We start from the raw sequence: 20,388 nt of genomic DNA on the forward strand, positions 1-20,388 counted from the left end.
TAAAGTGATCAGTGAGGATAAACTGTCCTCCATCGCTGTATTCACCCCATCTAGATTGAGGAGACCTTGATGCTTGAAGCCTATCGCAACCATGTGGCCGAACGCGCTGTTCTGGGCATTCCGCCCCTCCCCCTCACTGCCGCCCAAACCACAGACCTGTGCGAACTGCTGAAGAATCCGCCCGCAGCCGAAAAAGAAGAATTGTTGATGTTGCTACGCGATCGCGTTCCCCCCGGTGTGGACGAAGCCGCCTATGTGAAAGCAGGATTTTTAACCGGCATTGCCAAAGGCGAGATCCCCTGTCCGCTCATTTCCAAACAAGGCGCGATCGATCTCCTCGGTACGATGGTGGGCGGGTATAACGTGCAATCCCTGGTGGATCTGTTGAAATCGCGTGATCCAGAAGTGGCATCGACGGCAGCGATCGCCCTCAGCAAAACCACCCTCGTTTTCGATGCTTTCAACGATGTGTTAAACCTCTCCGAAGTCAACCCCCACGCCAAACAAGTGATCGACGCTTGGGCCGAAGGCGACTGGTTCATCAGCAAACCCAAACTCCCGGAAACCATCACCGTCACCGTCTTCAAAGTCCCCGGCGAAACCAACACCGACGACCTTTCCCCCGCCCCCCACGCCACCACCCGCCCCGACATCCCCCTCCACGCCACCGTCATGCTGGAATCGCGGATGCCCGACGGCCTCGCCACCATTGCCCAACTCAAAGCACAGGGCCACCCCGTAGCCTACGTCGGCGATGTCGTCGGCACAGGGTCAAGCCGGAAATCCGCCGCCAACTCCCTGCTCTGGCACATCGGCAACGACATCCCCTTCATCCCCAATAAGCGATCGGGCGGTGTTGTCCTTGGCGGTAAAATCGCCCCAATCTTCTTCAACACCTGCGAAGACTCCGGCGCACTCCCCATTGAATGCGACGTGAACGCCCTCAACACCGGCGACGTGATCACCATTCACCCCTACGCCGGCAAAATCACCAACGCAGCAGGCGAAACCATCTCCAGCTTTGAACTCAAACCCGAAACCATCGTTGATGAAGTCCGGGCTGGCGGTCGGATTCCCCTCCTCATCGGTCGCAGCCTCACGGACAAAACCCGCGAAGCCCTCGGCCTCCCCCTCAGTGACCTTTTCACCCGCCCCACCCTCCCCAGCGACACCGGCAACGGTTTCACCCTCGCCCAAAAAATGGTCGGCAAAGCCTGCGGCCTCCCCGGCATTCGTCCCGGCACTTCCTGCGAACCCCTAATGACCACCGTGGGTTCCCAAGACACCACCGGCCCCATGACCCGCGACGAACTCAAAGAACTCGCCTGTCTGGGTTTCTCCGCTGACCTCACCTTGCAAACCTTCTGCCACACCGCCGCCTATCCCAAACCCGTCGATATCACCACCCACAAAAACCTTCCCGACTTCTTCGCCACCCGTGGCGGCGTAGCCCTGCGACCCGGTGACGGCATCATTCACTCTTGGCTGAACCGGATGCTTCTGCCGGATACCGTCGGTACAGGCGGCGACTCCCACACCCGTTTCCCCTTGGGGATTTCTTTCCCCGCTGGTTCCGGGTTAGTGGCCTTTGCGGCGGCGTTGGGCGCGATGCCTCTGGATATGCCGGAATCGGTGCTGGTGAAATTTAGCGGCGAACTGCAACCCGGTGTCACGCTGCGGGATATCGTCAACGCGATCCCCTGGGTGGCGATGCAACAGGGCAAACTCACCGCCGGTAAAGGCGACAAAATCAACGTCTTCAACGGTCGGATCATGGAAATGGAAGGGTTGCCCGATCTCAAAGTGGAGCAAGCCTTTGAACTCACCGATGCTACGGCTGAACGGTCTTGCGCCGGTTCAACGATTAAGCTCAGCGAGGAAACCGTGGCGGAATATCTCCGCTCCAATGTGGCGTTGCTGAAAAATATGGTGGCTCGCGGCTATCAAGACCCCAAAACCCTGATGCGCCGCGTGGCAAAAATGGAACAGTGGCTCGCCAACCCTGAATTGATGTCTGCGGATGCGGATGCGGACTATGTGGACACGATTGAGATCAATCTCAACGAGATTAAGGAGCCGATCGTTGCTGCCCCCAATGATCCGGACAATGTCAAACTGATGTCTGAATGTGCAGGCGACACGATCCATGAGGTGTTTATCGGTTCCTGCATGACCAACATCGGCCACTATCGCGCTGCTGCGAAAATCCTCGAAGGGGCGGGCCCGGTCAAAGGCCGGCTTTGGATTTGTCCGCCAACGCGCATGGATGAAAAGCAATTGCGCGAAGAGGGGGTTTATGGGGTGTTTGCCGCTGCCGGAGCGCGGACGGAAATGCCCGGTTGCTCTCTCTGCATGGGCAACCAAGCCCGCGTTGAAGATGGCGTGACGGTGTTTTCCACTTCGACCCGGAATTTCAATAACCGCATGGGCAAGGGCGCACAGGTTTACCTGGGTTCGGCGGAGTTGGCGGCGGTCTGTGCGCTGCTGGGTAAGATTCCAACGGTGGCGGAGTATTTAGCGATCGTGACGGAAAAACTCGACCCCTTCGCGGACGAACTCTATCGCTATCTCAATTTCGACCAAATCGCCGATTTTGAAGACGAAGGCCGCGTCATTCCCCTCGACCAAATGCCCAAAATCGAGGACATTCTAGGAATGCCCGCCACTGTGAAGTAGTTCTGAGCCAGAAATCTAATGTCACAATTACGGGGGAGTCAAATTTGGCTCCCCTTTTTCATCCATACCCGCAACAATGGCATAGACATTTTGCTTGGAGCACTGATTCAACACCAGTGATTGGCAAAACATAATGTGGTCGTGCAACAGTTGAAGCTCTGCACATGAATCGCCAGGGTGTTGTTAATCTCAGGCGTTTACTCGTGCGGGATAATCGTCATCCACCCAAGAATTGATGGGAGATAATGAGTGTAACGATTACGGCTGCCAAACGGAAGGTCTGATACATTGATGGCAGTCCCGATCGCTCCTTCGCCATGACTGACCCTGATGCGCCGCTGCGTAGTGTTCATACGAGCAACTTTCCTGACTTGCTGAATCAGTTGGGGATTTCCTTGGTGGTGTCTACCTATCAAGCGGGGAAAGTGATTGTGATGCGGGCTGATGGGAATACGATGAATACTCATTTTCGGGTGTTTCCCAAACCCATGGGGTTGGTGGCGGATCGGGAGCGGATGGCGATCGGGTCAACGTTGCAGATTTTTGAATTGCGGAATGTGCCAGCGGTGGCGGCGAAACTTGACCCGCCCGATCGCCACGATGCTTGTTATTTACCTCGAAAAATTCATATCACGGGGGATATTGATATCCATGAAATGGCCTATGCGGGGTCGGACTTGTGGTTTGTGAATACGCGGTTTTCCTGCCTTTGTACCCTGGAAGACCCCACCTGTTCCTTTGTGCCGCGTTGGCGACCGCCGTTTATTTCGGCCTATGATTTGAGCGATCGCTGTCACCTCAACGGCCTCGCTGTCGTTGATGATCAACCCCGCTACATCACCGCCCTCGGAGCCACCGATACCCCTGCCGGATGGCGCAAAAACAAAGCCAGTGGCGGCATTTTGATGGATGTCTCCAACAATGAATTTGTCACCCAAGGGTTATCGATGCCCCACTCGCCCCGCTGGTATGACGGCAAGCTGTGGGTCTTGGAATCCGGGAAAGGCTCCCTTGCACAGGTAGACCCGATGACGGGAGCGGTGGAGACGGTGACACTGATGCCGGGGTTTACGCGGGGCTTGGATTTTTGGCATCGGGTGGCGTTTGTGGGGCTGTCTCAGGTGCGGGAAACGGCGGTGTTTAGTGGGTTGCCAATTACGGAGCAGGGCGATCGCAATTGTGGCGTGTGGGCGGTGCATTTGGATACGGGGCAGATTCTCGCCTTTTTGCGGTTTGAGGCGGCGGTACAGGAGATTTTTTCGGTGCAGGTGTTGCCGGGGATTCGCTTCCCGGAGTTGATTGATTGGGATGAAACCTTGTTGGGGTCGTCCTATGTGTTGCCCGATGCGGCGGTGCAAGAAGTGGCCCAAGGCCCCCTAGAGTTTGATCACGATGAGCAGGCGGACTTTCTCTTTCGTTCCGGCAACGATCGCTACACCCAAGGCAACCTCACCGAAGCCATGCAAAACTATCAACAGTGCCTCGAACTGAAACCGGATTTTCCCCTCGCTCGCTACAACTTGGGGGTGATCTATCGGCAGATGGAACGCTGGGCCGAGGCGGAGGCGGCGTTTAAACAGGTGGTGGCCACCGATCCGAAGAATGCGGCGGTGTATAACAATTTGGGGATTGTGGCACAGCATCAAGGCCGCTATCAGGATGCGGTGCGGGATTATGAACGAGCGATCGCCCTACAACCCGATTTTGCCACAGCGCATTTTAACTACGGGATGTTGCTGCTTAGTTTGGGCGACCTGAAGCGCGGCTTCACCGAATCGGAATGGCGGTGGCAAACGGAGGAATTCACCCCCTTTGATTGCCCCCATCCCCGCTGGCAGGGCGAAGACATTACCGGCAAAACTCTCCTCATTCACACCGAACAGGGAGCCGGGGACGCGATCCAGTTTTGCCGATTTATTCCCCTGGTTGCTGAACGGTGTGCCCAAATTCTCCTCGTCTGTATGCCGGAACTGATGCCCCTGTTGCGCACCGTGCCGGGGATCACGAAGCTACTCCCCCCCGGTCAATTGTCCCTGAGTGATTTTCAAGCCTTTGTGCCGCTGATGAGTTTGCCCTACTGTCTCGGCACGACCCTAGAAACACTCCCCAACACTGTGCCCTATCTGGATGTGGAGCGATCGCCGACGATGCAACTTTTAGGCGAGGGGTTAAAGGTAGGGATTGTCTGGGGTGGCAGTCCTACCCATAAAAATGATCACCACCGTTCGACGCGCTTGGCGGCGTGGTTGCCGATTTTAACTGTGCCGGGGGTGACGTTTTTCTCGCTGCAAAAAGGGGAGCGATCGGCGGAGTTGGCCGATTTACCGCCAGAGGTGACGGTGCAGGATTTGGGGCCGCAGATTCAGGATTTTGGCGATACGGCGAATTTTTTAAAACAGTTGGATTTGGTGATCACGGTGGACACCTCAGGGGCGCATTTGGCGGGGGCGTTGGGACTGAAGGTGTGGGTGCTGCTCTGTGCCGATCCGGATTGGCGGTGGTTGCGCGATCGCGAAGCCGACAGCCTCCCCGGTCGCCTCGATAGCCCCTGGTATCCCACCATGAACCTCTTTCGTCAAACGGAACTCGATCACTGGGAACCGGTTATGGCGGAAGTCCGCGCCCTACTCCAAGCTCAGATCCCCTAGGATGGTCGCTGTATTCTTCATTTGTCCATCATTTCCATGACCCACGGCCCCGATCCTCAGACGCGCTATCCCTTACCCGGTCAAACGCGGCTCGTTTTTCTCAACAGGGTGATTACCAATCCCCATATCCAGGTGGGCGACTACACCTATTACGATGACCCGGATGATCCGACAACGTTCGAGCGCAATGTGCTGTATCACTTTGACTTTGTGGGCGATCGCTTAATCATCGGTAAGTTTTGCGCGATCGCCTCCGGTGCCACCTTCATCATGAACGGCGGCAACCACGCCACCCAGGGCATCAGCACCTATCCCTTCGGCATTTTCGGCCAAGGGTGGGAAAGCGCGATGCCCACCGCATGGCCCCACAAGGGCGACACCACGATCGGCCATGATGTCTGGATTGGCTATCAAGCCACGCTGATGCCAGGGGTGACGGTGGGACATGGGGCGATTATTGGCACAAAATCCGTCGTGACGCACGATGTAGAACCCTATGCGATCGTCGCGGGCAACCCCGCACGGGTAATCCGCAAACGCTTCACCGATGCGGAGATCGAAACCCTGATCCAGGTCGCCTGGTGGGATTGGCCCATTGAAAAAATCACCGCCCATTTAGCGGTGATTGGCGGCGGTGATGTGGAGGCGATCGCCTCCCTCACACCCTAAACCCCTCATCCCCGACCCTTCTCCCACCGGGAAAAGGGAGAAAAAAGCCCTCTCCAGTGGGAGAGGGTTAGGTGAGGGGTGCTTAATATTGCGGCACAGAGGAATCAACCTCTTGGCTCCAAGCGGTAATGCCGCCCACCACATTCGTGCCATCAATCCCGTGCTCTTTCAAAATCCGAATGGCGGTCGCCGATCGCCCCCCCATCTTGCAATGAGCGATTAAGCGATGGCCATTGAGCACTGCTTTCACTTTTTCCACCCCCGGCCCCTGTTCAATATCCGGCAAGGGAATCAACACAGCACCGGGAATCTGAGCAATTTCATACTCGTTGGGATTGCGCACATCAATCAGCACGTAATCCTGAGCATCACTATCGAGCAATGCCTTGAGTTCAGTCACGGTCATTTCTTGCATCGCTGCTTTTTCCTGTTCGGCTTCGGCTTGGGCTTGGGGAATGCCGCAAAACTGTTCGTAGTCGATCAGTTTTTCAATCACGGGGCGAACCGGATTAGGGCGCAGCTTGAGTTCTCGGAAGGACATTTCTAAGGCATTGTAAAGCAAGAGCCGCCCACTCAAAGTTGTATTTGAACCAAGAATGATCTTAATCGCCTCGGTGGCTTGAATCACCCCGATAATTCCCGGCAGCACACCCAAGACCCCACCCTCAGCACAAGACGGAACCATGCCCGGCGGCGGCGGTTCAGGATAGAGGTCGCGGTAGTTGGGCCCGCCTTCATAGTTAAACACCGTGGCTTGACCTTCAAACCGGAAGATCGAGCCGTAGACGTTGGGTTTATCCAAGAGCACGCAAGCATCGTTGGTTAAATACCGGGTCGGAAAATTATCCGTACCGTCAATCACCACATCGTAGGGGCGGAAAATATCGAGGGCATTTTCCGAACTGAGGCGGGTGTTGTAGAGGTCTACTTGGCAGGTGGGGTTAATTTCGAGGATGCGGTGCTTAGCGGATTCGATTTTCGGCTTGCCGACCCAGGATGTGCCGTGAATGACTTGGCGTTGGAGGTTGGAATGATCCACCACGTCAAAGTCTACGATCCCGATCCGGCCAATCCCGGCGGCGGCAAGATAGAGGAGCAGGGGTGACCCTAGGCCACCAGTGCCAATGCAGAGAACGCTAGCAGCTTTGAGGCGTTTTTGTCCTTCAAGGCCCACTTCGGGCAGGATGATGTGCCGGGCGTAGCGTTCGTAGTCGTCTTTACTGAGTTGGATGTCATCCAAGTTGGGATTTAACATAGTCGATTACGTTTAGGGTCTTGTGGTTCAAAAACCCGTTTTCTATAGAATTTAGCGAGTCAGAAGTATCATTCTAGACTGAATTGCTCAGGGGGATGCTGAAACTGCAAGCGATGTTTACAAACCGACGGGCCTGGAAGCATTTAAGGGTAAGCAGGCAGCGTCATGAGTGGGCGGATTGCCGACTGCGTCATCCAATCTAACGATTTGGTCGCCTGGGAAGACTTGAAGGTGAACGGGTTAGTCTGGGATCGGCATCGGGCTGAGTCGATAGTGAAGCGGGCTTGTATCCTGCGCCTTGGACTAACTACCGTGGGGCACAAGGGACGTTATCCGCTTGGGGAGATTAGACCTCTGGCGGGGTTGGAGCAATCCGGCTCGGTTAAGTCCGGTGGATGAACCCAGAATCCCCGTCGCTGTCTTCGTGGGGAGTGTCAAATTCTGTCGAAGGGGTACGGGGGCGCGTTGGTTGAAGGGCGCGATCGCCCGCCTCAGTCGCTCCCCCATCAATGCAAGGCTTTCGACAATCGAGACCCTAGGATCTTGAGATCAGCCCTCAGGATTAAAGGGGTGGGGAAAAGCGCGATCGCACCCCTCACCGCGCCCGATCCTCATCCATTAGAGCCGATATAAACCCCCCACCTGCTCCGCGTAGCCGTTATACAGAAGCGTCTCCTTCATTTCCCAATCCAGCGTTGTTCCCGGCCCGATGAATCGCTCCGTAGCTTGAGACCAACGGGGATGGGGTTTTCCCGGATTCACATTCGCTTCAAAGCCGTATTCATTAGGGATCAGACTATTCCAATAGGTGGCGGGTTGTTCGGCCACAAACTCAATTTTGACAATGGATTTCGCCCCTTTAAACCCATATTTCCAGGGCAACACTGCCCGGATCGGCGCACCATGTTGCTTCGGTAGTTCTTTGCCGTAAATGCCCACGGCGAAAAAGGCCAAATCATTGGCCATCTCTTCAATGCGTAACCCTTCTTGATAGGGCCAAGGCAATGAGCCTAAGTGGAAACCAGGCCCTGGGGTGATTTTTTCATCGTAGAAGGAGGTAAAGCGGACAAATTTTGCGTTGGATGTGGGTTCAACGGCTTCGATGATTTTGCGCATCGGGAACCCCACCCAGGGCAGCACCATCGACCAAGCTTCGACACAGCGGAAACGGTAGATCCGTTCTTCGAGGTCAAAGGTGTTGCGCAGATCGTCGAGGTCATAGGTGCGAGGATTTTTCACCAGGCCGGTTACTGCCAGAGTCCACGGATTAGTGGGGAGGGTTTGGGCGGCTTTCCAGATCGATTTCGTGCCGCCGAATTCGTAGAAGTTGTTGTATTGACTGGCGAGGTTTTGGGTGGTGAGGGGGCGATCGCCCTCCCGAAAATCTGGGTTTTTGCGAATGGGCGATAGTTTCGGAAGTTGAAAGCTTTGTTCGAGTTCACTCCCTGGGCCTGAGGGAGTCGATTTACAGCCAGTCAAGGGCAAAATTGAGGCACTCACCCCGAAGCCCAACAGGGTCTTGAGGACGTGACGACGGGTAAAGTATGCCGATTCGGAGGTGACGTGGTTTTCGCGGAGGTGCCACGTAGGCGGATGGAGTGAGAAGGGCATCAGCGTTTGCTTAGGGGATCAACAAGGGTGAATGAGGACAAACCATCAGGGACGAGATTCCTGCTGTTCTCCCAATTGTAACGATTGTTGTCACGGAGAGAGGGGCACGACCATGCCTTCACGGGCCAGGTTGAGGTTGGGGAATAATTGCTGAAGCTTGGATTCGATGTGATCTAAATAGTCGTCGCTGTGGTCTGGATTGTGGAGGGAAAGGATGATGTGTTTAACGCCGACATCTTTCGCGGTTTTGATGTTGTGGTGGAGGCGATCGCTACTCTCTAATGCCAACGGCACACCCGCCGAAGTGGCACGGGGAGCCGCTAGCATCAAAAGATCGGCATTGCGGGCAAACTCAAACAACGGAGAACTGGCACTTTCAAGACAATCATCGGGACTCATCGCATAGACGATCGCCTTATCGTGAACCGTCGTGCGATACCCCACCGAACGATGATGATCATTGAGCAAACAACTCTCAATCACAATGTCATCGCCAATGTGACACTTGTTAAGATCATTCAGGTCATGAAATTCCAGCTTGGATTGCATCACCTGGATCGGCACCGGAAAATTAGGCCCTAGCATTTGCTTGCTGAGACGTTGCTGAAATGTTGAGCCGTTGGAGGCATTAGCCCCATAGATATGAAAGTGATTGATGGGGATAAACGCAGGCACAAAAAATGGAAAACCCTGAATGCGATCCCAATGGCAATGGGTGAAGAAAAGGTGTGCTTCAACGGGCATCCGGGACAAAAGACTATTGCCAAGAATTCGCAACCCCGTCCCTCCGTCGAAGACCAGGCAATGGTCATCAATACGAAGTTCTACACAGGACGTATTACCACCGTACCGCACAGTATCTTCACCGGGAGTTGGGATCTGATCACGAACGCCCCAAAACTGCACATCAACGCTCACAGCAAGGCTCTCCTCCTGGACATCATGGGTACTCGGCATTGCGACATCTATGGCTGCTGGCTGGGAATAAACTCAAAACAATTAACAAGGGGAAACCCGGCACACAGGACTACACCACACAGTATAGCCCTCAGACTTCAAGGGAACTTGTCTCAGGACGGTGGAACTTCGGAGATGAAGCACAAAAACCCCCTTGAATGTTCGTCAGTTGGCAATCCAATAATTAGGATAGCAGTGTGGGAATCTTCCCTTACTTTAACTCTACTCACACCCATTGGGGAGTCGGGATAGTTTTCCCTGAGCTTCCAATTATATTAGCGTGGAGATTAGGCAGACCTTGTGAGTTATATCACAAGGCCTAACTTCATTTCGCTTCAGCCCCAGAGGGTGGCCTTGAAAACGATTATTTCGCCGCTTGAATACAACGCTCAACAAGGGTTAAGACTTCGCTCACACCTTTCCAGCCTAGGATTTCCGTTTCTTTCTTTTCGAGGTTTTTGTAGGTGCGGAAAAACTCGGCGATTTCATCGAGGCGGTGGGGGGCGATGTTTTCGAGGGACTGGACTTGGGCGCAGCGGGGGTCATCGTTGGGCACGCAGATCAGTTTTTCATCGCGATCGCCTCCATCGATCATTTCCAACATCCCAATGGGGCGGACGGGAATCACGCAGCCGGGGAAGGTGGGTTGGTCGATCAAAACCATGCCATCGAGGGGGTCGCCATCATCGGCCAGGGTGTTGGGGATGAAGCCGTAGTCGTAGGGGTAGTGAACCGAGGAGAAGAGTACCCGGTCAAGGGCGAAGGCGTTTAAGTCTTTGTCGAATTCATATTTGTTTTTGCTGCCCGCCGGAATTTCAATCAAAACGTTGAGAAGACCGGGTTTGGGCTGGGCTGGAATTCGCGCTAAATCCATGAAATTACTCCGAAAACACAGGGCGGTGATGTGCAGTTTAATAGGGTGCAAACGGCAGGGTTTGCATGAAGCATAATACCAGCAATTGGGGAGATTGGCCCGGTGAGGGTGTTAGCGCGATCGCTCCGCCCAACTGACCCAGGTATTGGCCGGTTCTGGCATGGGGACTGGGCGCGAAGCGTAGTTAGACCGGCTCAGGTCTAATCCTTTGGGTGATGCATAGGACGCAATCATAAATATCGGAATCGTGAGGGTCAAGATTGCGATCAATGTACCGAGGGTTTGACTCCACCTGTGACTAGGAGGCTCTGAAGCTTGAGCAGACGAACCGCTGGATTCCATACCGTTTTTAAAAAATTGAGATGCAATTTATAGGGTTTGTGATGAGCGTTGGGCGATCCAACCAGGGAAGCTTACGACTCACACCCCAATTCTAGCGACCGTTCTTTAAGATAGTGTGATCAATGCAACGAATCGTTGAGTCGGCATTTCATTGTATGGGAATTTCTAATCTTAAGTGTGGCGATGATCACTGACAGGGGGACGGTTGAAGGGTGTGTGCATGTGATTGGCATCGGCCGGGCGGGGTGGTCGTCTTTGGCGATCGCTGAACAGAACTGTTTGCAGCAGGCCACGGTAGTAGTGGGGAGCGATCGCCAACTTCACAGCCTACGCCATCTGGCCGGGGACTTGTTACCAATTACTCACCTGCACGCAACGCTTACCGAGGCAAAAGCACGCTGGGAACAGGGCGATCGCTTGGTGATCCTCGCGTCGGGTGATCCCCTCTGTTTTGGCTTGGGGCGGTTACTGTTGGCCTATTTTCCCGCCGCAGTCTTGGTGTTTCACCCCCATGTCAGTTCGATTCAGTTGGCGTTTAGTCGGTTGAAGCTACCCTGGCAGGATGCGGCGATCGCCAGTGTCCATGGCCGCGAGCCGGATGAGTTGATTCGTCTCCTGCGGCGCGGAGTGGAGAAGATCGCGGTGTTGACCGATGGGGTGCATCATCCGGGGGCGATCGCGACTCTCTATCAGGCCTTAGATTTACCCCAGATCTATCGGATCTGGGTCTGTGAAAATTTAGGCGGGGCGGATGAGCGGGTGTTTGAATTGGATTTAGCGATCGCGCCATCCCTCACCGCCGATCACTTCGCGCCGTTGAATGTGGTGGTGTTGGTGCGTCAAGAAGAAGCGCGATCGCTGCCCCCCTTGCCGATCATCGGGATTCCGGATCAGCATTTCCTCACCTTTCGCGATCGCCCCGGCCTGATGACCAAAGGCGAGATTCGCCTCGCCATCCTCGGAGCCTTGGCCCTGATGCCCGCTCAAGTGGTGTGGGATATTGGCGCGGGGACAGGGTCGGTGGCGGTGGAAATCGGGCGGCTGTGTCCCACGTCTCAGGTGTTCGCCATCGAAAAAACCGCCATGGGGGTGAACTTAATCGAGCAAAATGCCCAACGCTTTCAGGTGCAGAATCTGCAAGCGGTCAGTGGGGCAGCCCCGGAGGCTTTGAACCCTTTACCCCGCCCGGATCGCGTTTTCATCGGGGGCAGTGGCGGCAATTTAGCGGCGATTCTCAGCCATTGCCAGAACGTGCTCAATCCCGGTGGCTGTTTGGTGTTGGCCATGGCGACGCTTGAATCAATCCACACCGCCCTAGAGTGGTTGCGATCGCACGATTGGCCCTACGACCTAGCACAGTGGAATGTGGCGCGATCGCTCCCCATCGCCCAAAGCCATCGCCTCGCCCCCCTCAACCCCGTCACAATCATCACCGCCCAACCGCCAACCCCGAAATCTTGAGCCGAGGCAACGGCATCAGCAGCCTTTCAGGGCATTTTGTTGGGCGATTAACAGGGATTGAATGCCATCTTGGGCAAGGTCGAGAACGCGATTCAGTTGGTCGCGGTTAAAGCTCCCGGATTCAGCCGTACCTTGAATTTCAATCAGTTCTAAATTGCCCGTCATCACCACATTACAATCCAGATCCGCCGCCACATCTTCGGCATAGTTCAAATCCAGCAGGGCTTGATCCTCAATCAACCCCACCGACACCGCCGCCACGGGATATCGAATCGGCGACACCGCCAACTCGCCCCGCTCGATCAAGCCTTGGATCGCGAGGGCGATCGCCACATAGCCCCCCGTAATCGCAGCGGTGCGCGTCCCCGCATCGGCTTGCAGCACATCCGCATCCACGGTGATCGTCCGTTGACCGAGGGCCTCTAAATCCAAAGCCGCTCGTAAACTGCGACCAATCAAGCGTTGAATTTCTTGGGTGCGGCCGCCGAGTTTGACGAGTTCACGGGGGTGGCGTTGGGGAGTGGCACTGGGGAGCATCCGATATTCGGCGGTGAGCCAGCCTTGGTTGCTGGCTTCGAGGAATTTCGGCACACCGGGGGTAATACTGGCGGTACAGAGCACTTGGGTCTGACCACAGTGAACACGCACCGATCCGGCAGCAAAGCGGGTGAAGTTGAGATCGAAAGAAACGGGGCGGAGTTCGTTAACGGCGCGTTGATCGGGGCGTTGCCAAGCCATGGGGGTACACCAAGAGAGGGGGTTGCCTCTAGCTTAGGGGCTGTTTTGGCGGTTTGGCTCAGGGTTTAAGGTTTTGCAAGATTTCGGCGCTGATCGTCTTGGGGTCGCGGGTGGCATCGAGGTGGAGGAGTTTCCCCCGTGAGCCGTAGTATTCGAGGATGGGGGGAATTTGGTCGTGAAAGCGTTTAATCCGGCGGTGGAGGATTTCGGGGGTATCGTCGGGGCGCGATCGCGCTAAAGACCGCTCCAACATCACCGCTTCGGGCACGTCAAGATAGAGCGCATAATCAACCGATTGATTAAAATCATCGAGCATGAAATCCAGTTCTTCGGCCTGGACGGTGGTGCGGGGATAGCCTTCGAGAATCCAGCCTTGATCCATATTGTGGGCGAGGAAGCGCAGCCGAATCACCTGCACCATCAATTCATCCGGAACGAGTTCACCCTGGGCAACATCGGTTTTCACTTGGGCCCCCAAAAAGGTGTTGTCAGCGATCGCCTGTCGCAAAATTTCCCCGATGGAAATCCCCACCACATCCAATTCCGACTGAATCACATTTAACTGTGTCCCTTTTCCCGATCCGGGCCCGCCCAAAATGATCAATCTCACGCGCTTTTCCCTTGCTTGCGATTACTCTCCTTTTCTACTCTACAAGGGAAGCTAACCCCAACACTCCCTTTATCCCTCATCCTTACGCCGCAAATACCGCAACATCAACCCCCACGACCCAATCGCACAGACGACACTCGCCAGCAACGCCACCCCCAACGGATGCCACGCCACCCCCCCAAACATCGGATAATCCTCATCCTGCGCAACGATTAACCCCGAACTCGACGCGACGATCGCCCCCGCCGCGATTCCCGTCCCCACCGCTTGGATCTGATGCTGTAACTCCTGTTCATGCTTGGCTTGTTCAATCTCCGTCGTAGCTCGAATCGTATTAATTAAATCGCTAAATAACTCCCGTCCCGGCTCTAAATATTCTAAATAAAACTCAAGTTGCTGAAGATAATGCGGATACGTTCGTTGGGCAAGCTCTGACCAGTTCTTGAACTCATTTCCATTTACCGTGAGCAAATAGTCTAGCGAGACTTGAAAGTTATGAATATTCGATTTCAGGGTGGTGTGATGGGTTCTCAAGTCCCGTAGACAGCAGTGATAATAGAGCAAATCTTGGGGAACCATTTGAATCATTTTTGCTAAAGTGTTCAGCTTATTCTGAGCATCTTGATTCAGCGTGGTGTAGAATTGCGCAACTTGTTTTTCAAGTTTTTCATAATACAATGTCGCCTGTTGATGGCTCGCTTTCGCCTCTGCATAAACTGCCTTAACTTTTACAAAACTCCACAGCAAGTCTCTAAAAAAGAGAGAATTTTCAGAAAACTGCTCCCCCTCAAACTGATGCGGTTGTGGCAATAGCATCCATAGCGTTAACCCTGAAGCCTCGAACCAAAAACCACGACTATTAAACCACACAAACTCACCCCGAAATTCAGGCTGTAACCCGGTCTGCTCACAGAGTGCGATCGCCCATTGTTCTGCATCTAACCGCGTTGGTTCACCCAACTGTTCATCTTGTTCACCATAAAACACCAGCACCCGACCTAAACTCGCGGTAATATCCTGAATCAAACAGTGCGCATGAAAGGGCTTGAGATCGGCTAATCCTAGCTCAAAAGGCCAGTCATCAATCGGGTTCAGGGTCAGCGTGAGGCAATAGGTATCGTTCAGTAAATAGGGTTCAATGTCCCCCGTGAGTTTAAACCCTGCCGTCGTCTGGATTTGACCGAGGGTGATTGCATGATTATGGGGGGTTAAACAGCCTCCAGAGTGCTGCTTTTCTGCTTCAGGGTGGTAGATGTAATTACCATTGTGGTCGGGTGTGTAGGACACGAGATGAGACTTGAGATTTTGGAGTTCAGGAAAGGGGTAGACATTACCTAACTGAATCAAGCTTGTCCACAATTGCTCACCTTGATTGGGCAAGGTTTCCGGAAAGCCACCCAAACTTTGTTTCAGGTGAAAAGCATAAAGGGTCAGAGTGATGTTTTTCACAATTCAAGGCACTTGTAGCAGAGTTTGTATTTTTTGACGCAGTTCGGGGATACTTGATTCTAAGGTTAGCCACACTCGTTCGGTGTCCACGCCGTCGTAATCGTGAACTAATTTATCGCGCATGCCTGCCATGGCTGACCAAGGGATATCCGGATGCTGGTTTCGTAATTCTGGAGAAAGCCGTTTAACAGCCTCGCCTAAAATGGCAATTTGGTAGAGCACAGCGGATTGGGTCTTGAGGTCTTGAAAAAACTTGGATTTATTGGTGTTTTCGACAAACGCCAAACTTAGATCAGCCGCTTTAATGATGTCGAGTAATGAAGCGCGATCGCGAGAATTCATGATTTTCTGTTTTGAGCATAAATAACACGAGCAGACCCAAGAATATTTGTTTTCCGAATAGGGTTAGAACTCTTTTCAATCACTTGCTTTTCCACTAAATCAACATCCCGCTGAAAATACCGTGCGAGTTCTTGTTCCATGGTGACTAAATCTAAGATTGTCCAGGGACTATTTGGCGCGAAGGACACTAAAACATCAATATCACTGTGGTCATTAAAATCCTCGCGTAGGACTGAACCAAACAATGCAAACTCCGTAATTTTCCATTGATCACAAAAGGCAGCAATATCTACCATCGAGAGCTGAATTTGTGGGTGGTGAATAATTGGCATGATGACCTCAAAAACTGCTCTGCACACAACTGGCCCCACAGTCCGGTTAACAATCTGGATCGGGTGAGGGTGCGGGCGGTTGCTGGGGTGGGGGTGGCGTATTTTGTTTTTGGTTGTTGTCTAACAGTTCTGGCAGCGTTTGGCCTTGGGGATTGGGCCGAGTACCGCCAATTCCCATTTCTTGGGGTGTGCCTAAGAGCGGGTTAACCTCAGTGAGGGTGGCGAGTTTTTGGTTGTAGGCTTGTTTGAGGGATTCACGGGAATCAAGCCAGGCTTCAATCGCTTTGACGTTTTGGGTGTCATCATCGCCGATTTGCAACTGGTTGAGGTCTGATCGATGGGGATCGAGAAGGGTGGCAAAGGCTTCACTGAAAAGAATTTTAAACGCTTCGATTTTGTCTCTGTCCCGTGCCATTTTTTGCTCTCCTTGTCCAACAATGCAGAAGGCCGCCCAATGATAGGGGGACTCGTAGGGGCGGCAGTTTGCCCCTTCTTTATTTTGCCTGGTTTGGAAAACTTGGGCGAGAATCTTGCGCCAATGGTCATCTAAGAGGGGGGATTTTTGTACCCAATCGTAAAAGCCGCTGTTGGTGGTTTCTCGCAGCCAGGTTTGGGCGGTTTGGAGGGCGGTGGTGAGTTGGCCGGGGTGTTGGTTGAGGGTTTCGTAGGTTTTGATCAGGAGCAGGGCGGTGGAGGCTTCATTGACTGACCAGAGGCTCATGAGGACGCTGGGGCTTCCGGCGAGGAGGAAGCCGCTGGCGATGCTGATATATTCGTCGGTGTCGTCTAGGGCGACTTGGCCGGTTTCGCAGGCGGAGAGGGTGACGAGGCTGCACGCTTTGAGGTTGAAGGTGGCGATGATTTGTTCTAGGGTGAGAACGCCATCGGCCAGGAGCAGGCCGGAGTCTAGGGGGGAGTTGGGGTTAAAGCTGCCGTGGCAGGAGAAGAAGAGGTGATGGGTTTGGGGGAGGTTTTTGTTGAGGAAGGTGGCGAGGCGGGCGTTTTCGCGGCTGAGGGTTTCTTGTTGGGGGAAGATGTTGCGGATGGTTTCGACTTCGATTTCTGCCCAGTTGAGGTCGTTGGTGGGGTTTTGGATGGCGAGGAGGCGGTTAAAGTGGGGGCGGGGGCGGTTTTGGGCTTGTTGGAGGAGTTGGCAGTTGGGGGCGTAGGTGATGCCTTTGGGGAATAGGTCTTGGAGGGGGATGGGGCGCAAGGGGATTGGGCGCAAGCGTTGCGCCCCTACGGAGTCATGTAGGGGCGGATTGTATCCGCCCTCTTCGAGGGTGATGGGTAAGGCGTGGAGGGGGAAGAGGTGGAGGTAGCGATGGGGGATGAGGATCAGTTTTTGGCAGGTGGGGAAGTTTTTAAACAGGTTGGAGAGGATTTCATCGAGGTGGAGGATTTTGGGGAGTTCTGCGAGGCGATCGGCTAGGGTTTCGCGCCATTGGCTGTTGTTGCGGTTGCGGTAGTCGTTGAGGTAGGCATTTCCCCAGTCGATGAGGTTTTTTAGATCTTCCTCGGAAGATGTCCAGAGTGTGATCCCCCCTGCCCCCCTTAAAAAGGGGGGTTCTGAGGGATCGACCTCTGGTTTTAAAAAGGGGGGTTCTGAGGGATCGACCTCTGGTTTTAAAAAGGGGGGTTCTGAGGGATCGACCTCTGGTTCCCCCCCTTCAAAAGGGGGGGTTAGGGGGGGATCTGACATGAGGGTAAATGTGAGGAATTTATCCCCCAAGATGTACCATTCCAAAATGGCGGTTTCCTCATCCAGTAACTCTTGCATTCCCTGGAAATGCAGGGGTTTGTAGGGTTCGAGTTCCCGCTTTTCTTCCCGCAATTGGTTGAGGCGGGTTAGGTCGGGGTTCTCTTCCTGTTGGAGGTGGCGTTCGGCTTGGGCAATGGCAATTTTGAGGGATTGCAACTGTTGGCGGATGTTTTCAGGCATCACGCCCCCCGGATAAGCGTCACGGGTGGCGATGAGTTCCACGAGGTTACGGGCTTTGCTGCGGTCTACATATTCCAGCGCATCGCTCTTGCGCCCCAACTCTAGACACACTTCCACCATGCCGCGATATACCTTGTTCCACTCCTCATTGAAGTTGCGTTTATAGCCTTCGCTATCGGCTCCAATTTCACCCCGCAATTGTTCGATCTGGGCCAGTGCTGCTTGAAAGCTCTGGTAGGCATTTTCGAGGGCTTGGGGCTTCTGGTCTTCACTGAGGCGAGCTTGTGCTTGGTAGGCAAACCCCGCATTATTCAAGGTTTGGGCTAAATCACGGACTAACCCCAACCGCCGCCGAATTGCCGCTGCTTCGTCCTGTGCCGCGATCGCCCTGTCCAGATTCGCCGCCGGGTCGATGCCCATCTCGGCTTGGGTTTGGCGTGCCACCCCTAGGTTATTGAGGGTAGAGGAGAGGTCTTTTCTAACCCCAACCGCCGCCGAATTGCCGCTGCTTCGTCCTGTGCCGCGATCGCTCTGTCCAGATTCGCCGCCGGGTCGATGCCCATCTCGGCTTGGGTTTGGCGTGCCACCCCTAGGTTAGTGAGGGTTCCGGAGAAGTCTTTTTCTAACCCCAACCGCCGCCGAATTGCCGCTGCTTCGTCATAAACTGCGATCGCTCTGTCCAGATTCGCCGCCGGGTCGATGCCCATCTCGGCTTGGGTGAGGCGGGCATTCCCTAGGTTAGTGAGGGTAGAGGAGAGGTCTTTTTCTAACCCCAACCGCCGCCGAATTGCCGCTGCTTCGTCATAAACTGCGATCGCTCTGTCCAGATTCGCCGCCGGGTCGATGCCCATCTCGGCTTGGGTGTGGCGGGCACTTCCTAGGTTAGTGAGGGTAGAGGAGAGGTCTTTTTCTAACCCCAACCGCCGCATAATTGCCGCTGCTTCGTCATAAGCCGCGATCGCCCGTTCCAGATTCGCCCCGGAGTCGATGCCCATCTCGGCTTGGGTGCGGCGGGCATTCCCTAGGTTCGTAAGAGTAGAGGAAATATCTCTATCTAACCCCAACCGTCGCCTGATAGTGATAGCTTCCTCGTATGCAGCGATCGCCCGTTCCAGATTCGCCCCGGAGTCGATGCCCATCTCGGCTTGGGTGAGGCGGGCAACCCCTAGGTTAGTCAGGGTAGAGGAGAGGTCTTTTTCTAACTTCAACCGCCGCAAAATCTCGGCCGCTTCATCTAAGGCGGCGATCGCCCGTTCCAGATTCGCCCCGGAGTCGATGCCCATCTGGGCTTGGGTGCTGCGGGCATTCCCTAGGTTAGTCAGGGTAGAGGAGAGGTCTTTTTCTAACTTCAACCGCCGCATAATCTCGGCCGCTGCATCATAGGCGGCGATCGCTCTGTCCAGATTCGCCGCCGGGTCGATGCCCATCTCGGCTTGGGTGAGGCAGGCATTCCCTAGGTTAGTCAGGGTTCCGGAGAGGTTTTTTTCTAACCCCAACCGCCGCATAATTGCCGCTGCTTCGTCATAAACTGCGATCGCTCTGTCCAGATTCGCCGCCGGGTCGATGCCCATCTCGGCTTGGGTGAGGCAGGCATTCCCTAGGTTAGTCAGGGTTTGCGCCCGTTTTGGGGGGTTATCCGCCCGCAGTTCTAACACCACCCCATAGCCGCGAATGGCAATCTCTAATGCTTCTGCATACCGACCATCGGGGAATCCCTGAATCCTGTTGCAGACATTTTCGACCACGCCTGCTACACCTTCAGAATTGTCAGGATTCTGAGCGAGAAGTCCCGGCATTGATTGGGCAATAGTATCCCCCAGGTTGGGAACAATCAACCCCATATTTTGCCGCATCACCTGATGCACCGCCGCTGTATCACCCTCAAATTCCGCTTGCAGCAGTTGCAGCCAAAATTGCTGTAATCTTACTTTCTCATTTTCCCCCGTCCCCTCCCACGCCAAAAACGCCCCCACCTGCTGCGCCAAATTCCGCAAAAACCCCGCCGCGTTCTCCTGTCCATCCCCCTGCAACTGCGCCGCCCTCTGCTCACACACCTGCACAAACCCCCCATCCACCAACTCCCAATGACGGTTAAGGATCTCGTTTCCTGCCCTTGGAGAGTTGAGAAGTTCCTGAATCAGAGCGAGATAAGCCTGTACCCGTAGTTCATCCATAGCCGCAAGGTCAAAACAGCACCCCCATTCTACCCCCCAACCCAGAAACCGGGTTGCCTAGATTGGCTCCTTTTCCCTCCAGATTGCCCTAAAAACCCGGTTTCAAATCTATTTAAAGATTCCTTACCCTGCGTAACTCCTGCAAAAAATCCTCCCGCGTCACCGACCCTAAAACCTCCCGCCGTTCCTGGGTATAATCGCCCTGACCCCAACCCATTTGCTGCAAAAAGCGAATCGCATCCGACTGCCCTAAATGATCAACTAAAATCCGATAACCTTGTTCTCTTAATTCCACTGCTTTCATCATC

The 20,388-nt window shown here is 54.3% G+C and carries 17 protein-coding genes; 4 read left to right on the forward strand and 13 right to left on the reverse strand.

From position 1 onward, the window contains the following. Positions 1-69 precede the first annotated feature (69 nt). The 3 genes from acnB to SPI6313_RS18780 all read left to right on the forward strand — a co-directional run bounded on the left by acnB (position 70) and on the right by SPI6313_RS18780 (position 5,993). Complete coding sequence (gene acnB / locus SPI6313_RS18770; protein ID WP_072622365.1) at positions 70-2,676, forward strand: bifunctional aconitate hydratase 2/2-methylisocitrate dehydratase; 2,607 nt, start codon at positions 70-72, stop codon at positions 2,674-2,676. Between the two features lie 317 nt (positions 2,677-2,993). Further along, positions 2,994-5,324, forward strand: a complete 2,331-nt coding sequence (locus SPI6313_RS18775) for a TIGR03032 family protein (RefSeq protein WP_072622366.1) — start codon at positions 2,994-2,996, stop codon at positions 5,322-5,324. A gap of 36 nt (positions 5,325-5,360) precedes the next feature. Beyond that, positions 5,361-5,993: a CatB-related O-acetyltransferase gene (locus SPI6313_RS18780; RefSeq protein WP_072622367.1), complete on the forward strand. Its 633-nt coding sequence runs from the start codon at positions 5,361-5,363 to the stop codon at positions 5,991-5,993. 82 nt (positions 5,994-6,075) lie between these two features. Here the strand turns inward: SPI6313_RS18780 and moeB are convergent, their stop codons facing one another. From moeB to SPI6313_RS25515, 5 genes are all read right to left on the reverse strand, one after another. After that, positions 6,076-7,248, reverse strand: a complete 1,173-nt coding sequence (moeB, locus tag SPI6313_RS18785) for a molybdopterin-synthase adenylyltransferase MoeB (protein ID WP_072622368.1) — start codon at positions 7,246-7,248, stop codon at positions 6,076-6,078. Between the two features lie 618 nt (positions 7,249-7,866). Beyond that, positions 7,867-8,859 carry a protein-methionine-sulfoxide reductase catalytic subunit MsrP gene (msrP, locus tag SPI6313_RS18795; protein WP_072622370.1) on the reverse strand — a complete coding sequence of 331 codons (993 nt, stop codon included), beginning with the start codon at positions 8,857-8,859 and terminating at the stop codon, positions 7,867-7,869. Positions 8,860-8,949: 90 nt separating this feature from the next. Then, a complete protein-coding gene (locus SPI6313_RS18800) occupies positions 8,950-9,816 on the reverse strand; it encodes an MBL fold metallo-hydrolase (protein WP_072622371.1) in 867 nt (288 codons plus the stop codon). A gap of 364 nt (positions 9,817-10,180) precedes the next feature. Continuing rightward, a complete protein-coding gene (locus SPI6313_RS18805) occupies positions 10,181-10,690 on the reverse strand; it encodes an inorganic diphosphatase (protein ID WP_072622372.1) in 510 nt (169 codons plus the stop codon). A 111-nt stretch (positions 10,691-10,801) separates the two neighbouring features. After that, complete coding sequence (locus SPI6313_RS25515) at positions 10,802-11,032, reverse strand: TLTLP motif-containing protein (protein ID WP_072622373.1); 231 nt, start codon at positions 11,030-11,032, stop codon at positions 10,802-10,804. Positions 11,033-11,215: 183 nt separating this feature from the next. On the opposite strand from SPI6313_RS25515, the gene cbiE reads away from it, so the two are divergent. Continuing rightward, the gene (gene cbiE, locus SPI6313_RS18815) at positions 11,216-12,493 is read left to right on the forward strand and encodes a precorrin-6y C5,15-methyltransferase (decarboxylating) subunit CbiE (RefSeq protein ID WP_072622374.1); all 1,278 of its coding nucleotides are present in this window, start codon (positions 11,216-11,218) and stop codon (positions 12,491-12,493) included. A gap of 15 nt (positions 12,494-12,508) precedes the next feature. On the opposite strand, the gene rph is transcribed toward cbiE, so the two are convergent. The 8 genes from rph to SPI6313_RS18860 form a co-directional block, all read right to left on the reverse strand. Next, on the reverse strand, positions 12,509-13,231 hold the full coding sequence (rph, locus tag SPI6313_RS18820; RefSeq protein ID WP_072622375.1) for a ribonuclease PH: 723 nt from the start codon (positions 13,229-13,231) through the stop codon (positions 12,509-12,511). A gap of 58 nt (positions 13,232-13,289) precedes the next feature. After that, positions 13,290-13,841: a nucleoside monophosphate kinase gene (locus SPI6313_RS18825; RefSeq protein ID WP_072622376.1), complete on the reverse strand. Its 552-nt coding sequence runs from the start codon at positions 13,839-13,841 to the stop codon at positions 13,290-13,292. 69 nt (positions 13,842-13,910) lie between these two features. Then, positions 13,911-15,290: a DUF4267 domain-containing protein gene (locus tag SPI6313_RS18830; protein WP_072622377.1), complete on the reverse strand. Its 1,380-nt coding sequence runs from the start codon at positions 15,288-15,290 to the stop codon at positions 13,911-13,913. Positions 15,291-15,293: 3 nt separating this feature from the next. Next, positions 15,294-15,632 carry a HepT-like ribonuclease domain-containing protein gene (locus SPI6313_RS18835; RefSeq protein ID WP_072622378.1) on the reverse strand — a complete coding sequence of 113 codons (339 nt, stop codon included), beginning with the start codon at positions 15,630-15,632 and terminating at the stop codon, positions 15,294-15,296. Beyond that, on the reverse strand, positions 15,629-15,964 hold the full coding sequence (locus SPI6313_RS18840) for a nucleotidyltransferase family protein (RefSeq protein ID WP_072622379.1): 336 nt from the start codon (positions 15,962-15,964) through the stop codon (positions 15,629-15,631). The genes SPI6313_RS18835 and SPI6313_RS18840 overlap by 4 nt, the downstream gene beginning before the upstream one ends. A 46-nt stretch (positions 15,965-16,010) precedes the next feature. After that, complete coding sequence (locus tag SPI6313_RS24110) at positions 16,011-18,113, reverse strand: CHAT domain-containing protein (RefSeq protein WP_342751677.1); 2,103 nt, start codon at positions 18,111-18,113, stop codon at positions 16,011-16,013. A 239-nt stretch (positions 18,114-18,352) separates the two neighbouring features. After that, on the reverse strand, positions 18,353-20,080 hold the full coding sequence (locus SPI6313_RS24115) for a hypothetical protein (protein WP_217650664.1): 1,728 nt from the start codon (positions 20,078-20,080) through the stop codon (positions 18,353-18,355). Positions 20,081-20,192: 112 nt separating this feature from the next. Then, positions 20,193-20,387, reverse strand: a complete 195-nt coding sequence (locus SPI6313_RS18860; protein WP_084669112.1) for a hypothetical protein — start codon at positions 20,385-20,387, stop codon at positions 20,193-20,195. Position 20,388: the final 1 nt, after the last annotated feature.

Source organism: Spirulina major PCC 6313 (genome assembly GCF_001890765.1).
Lineage (GTDB): Bacteria > Cyanobacteriota > Cyanobacteriia > Cyanobacteriales > Spirulinaceae > Spirulina > Spirulina major.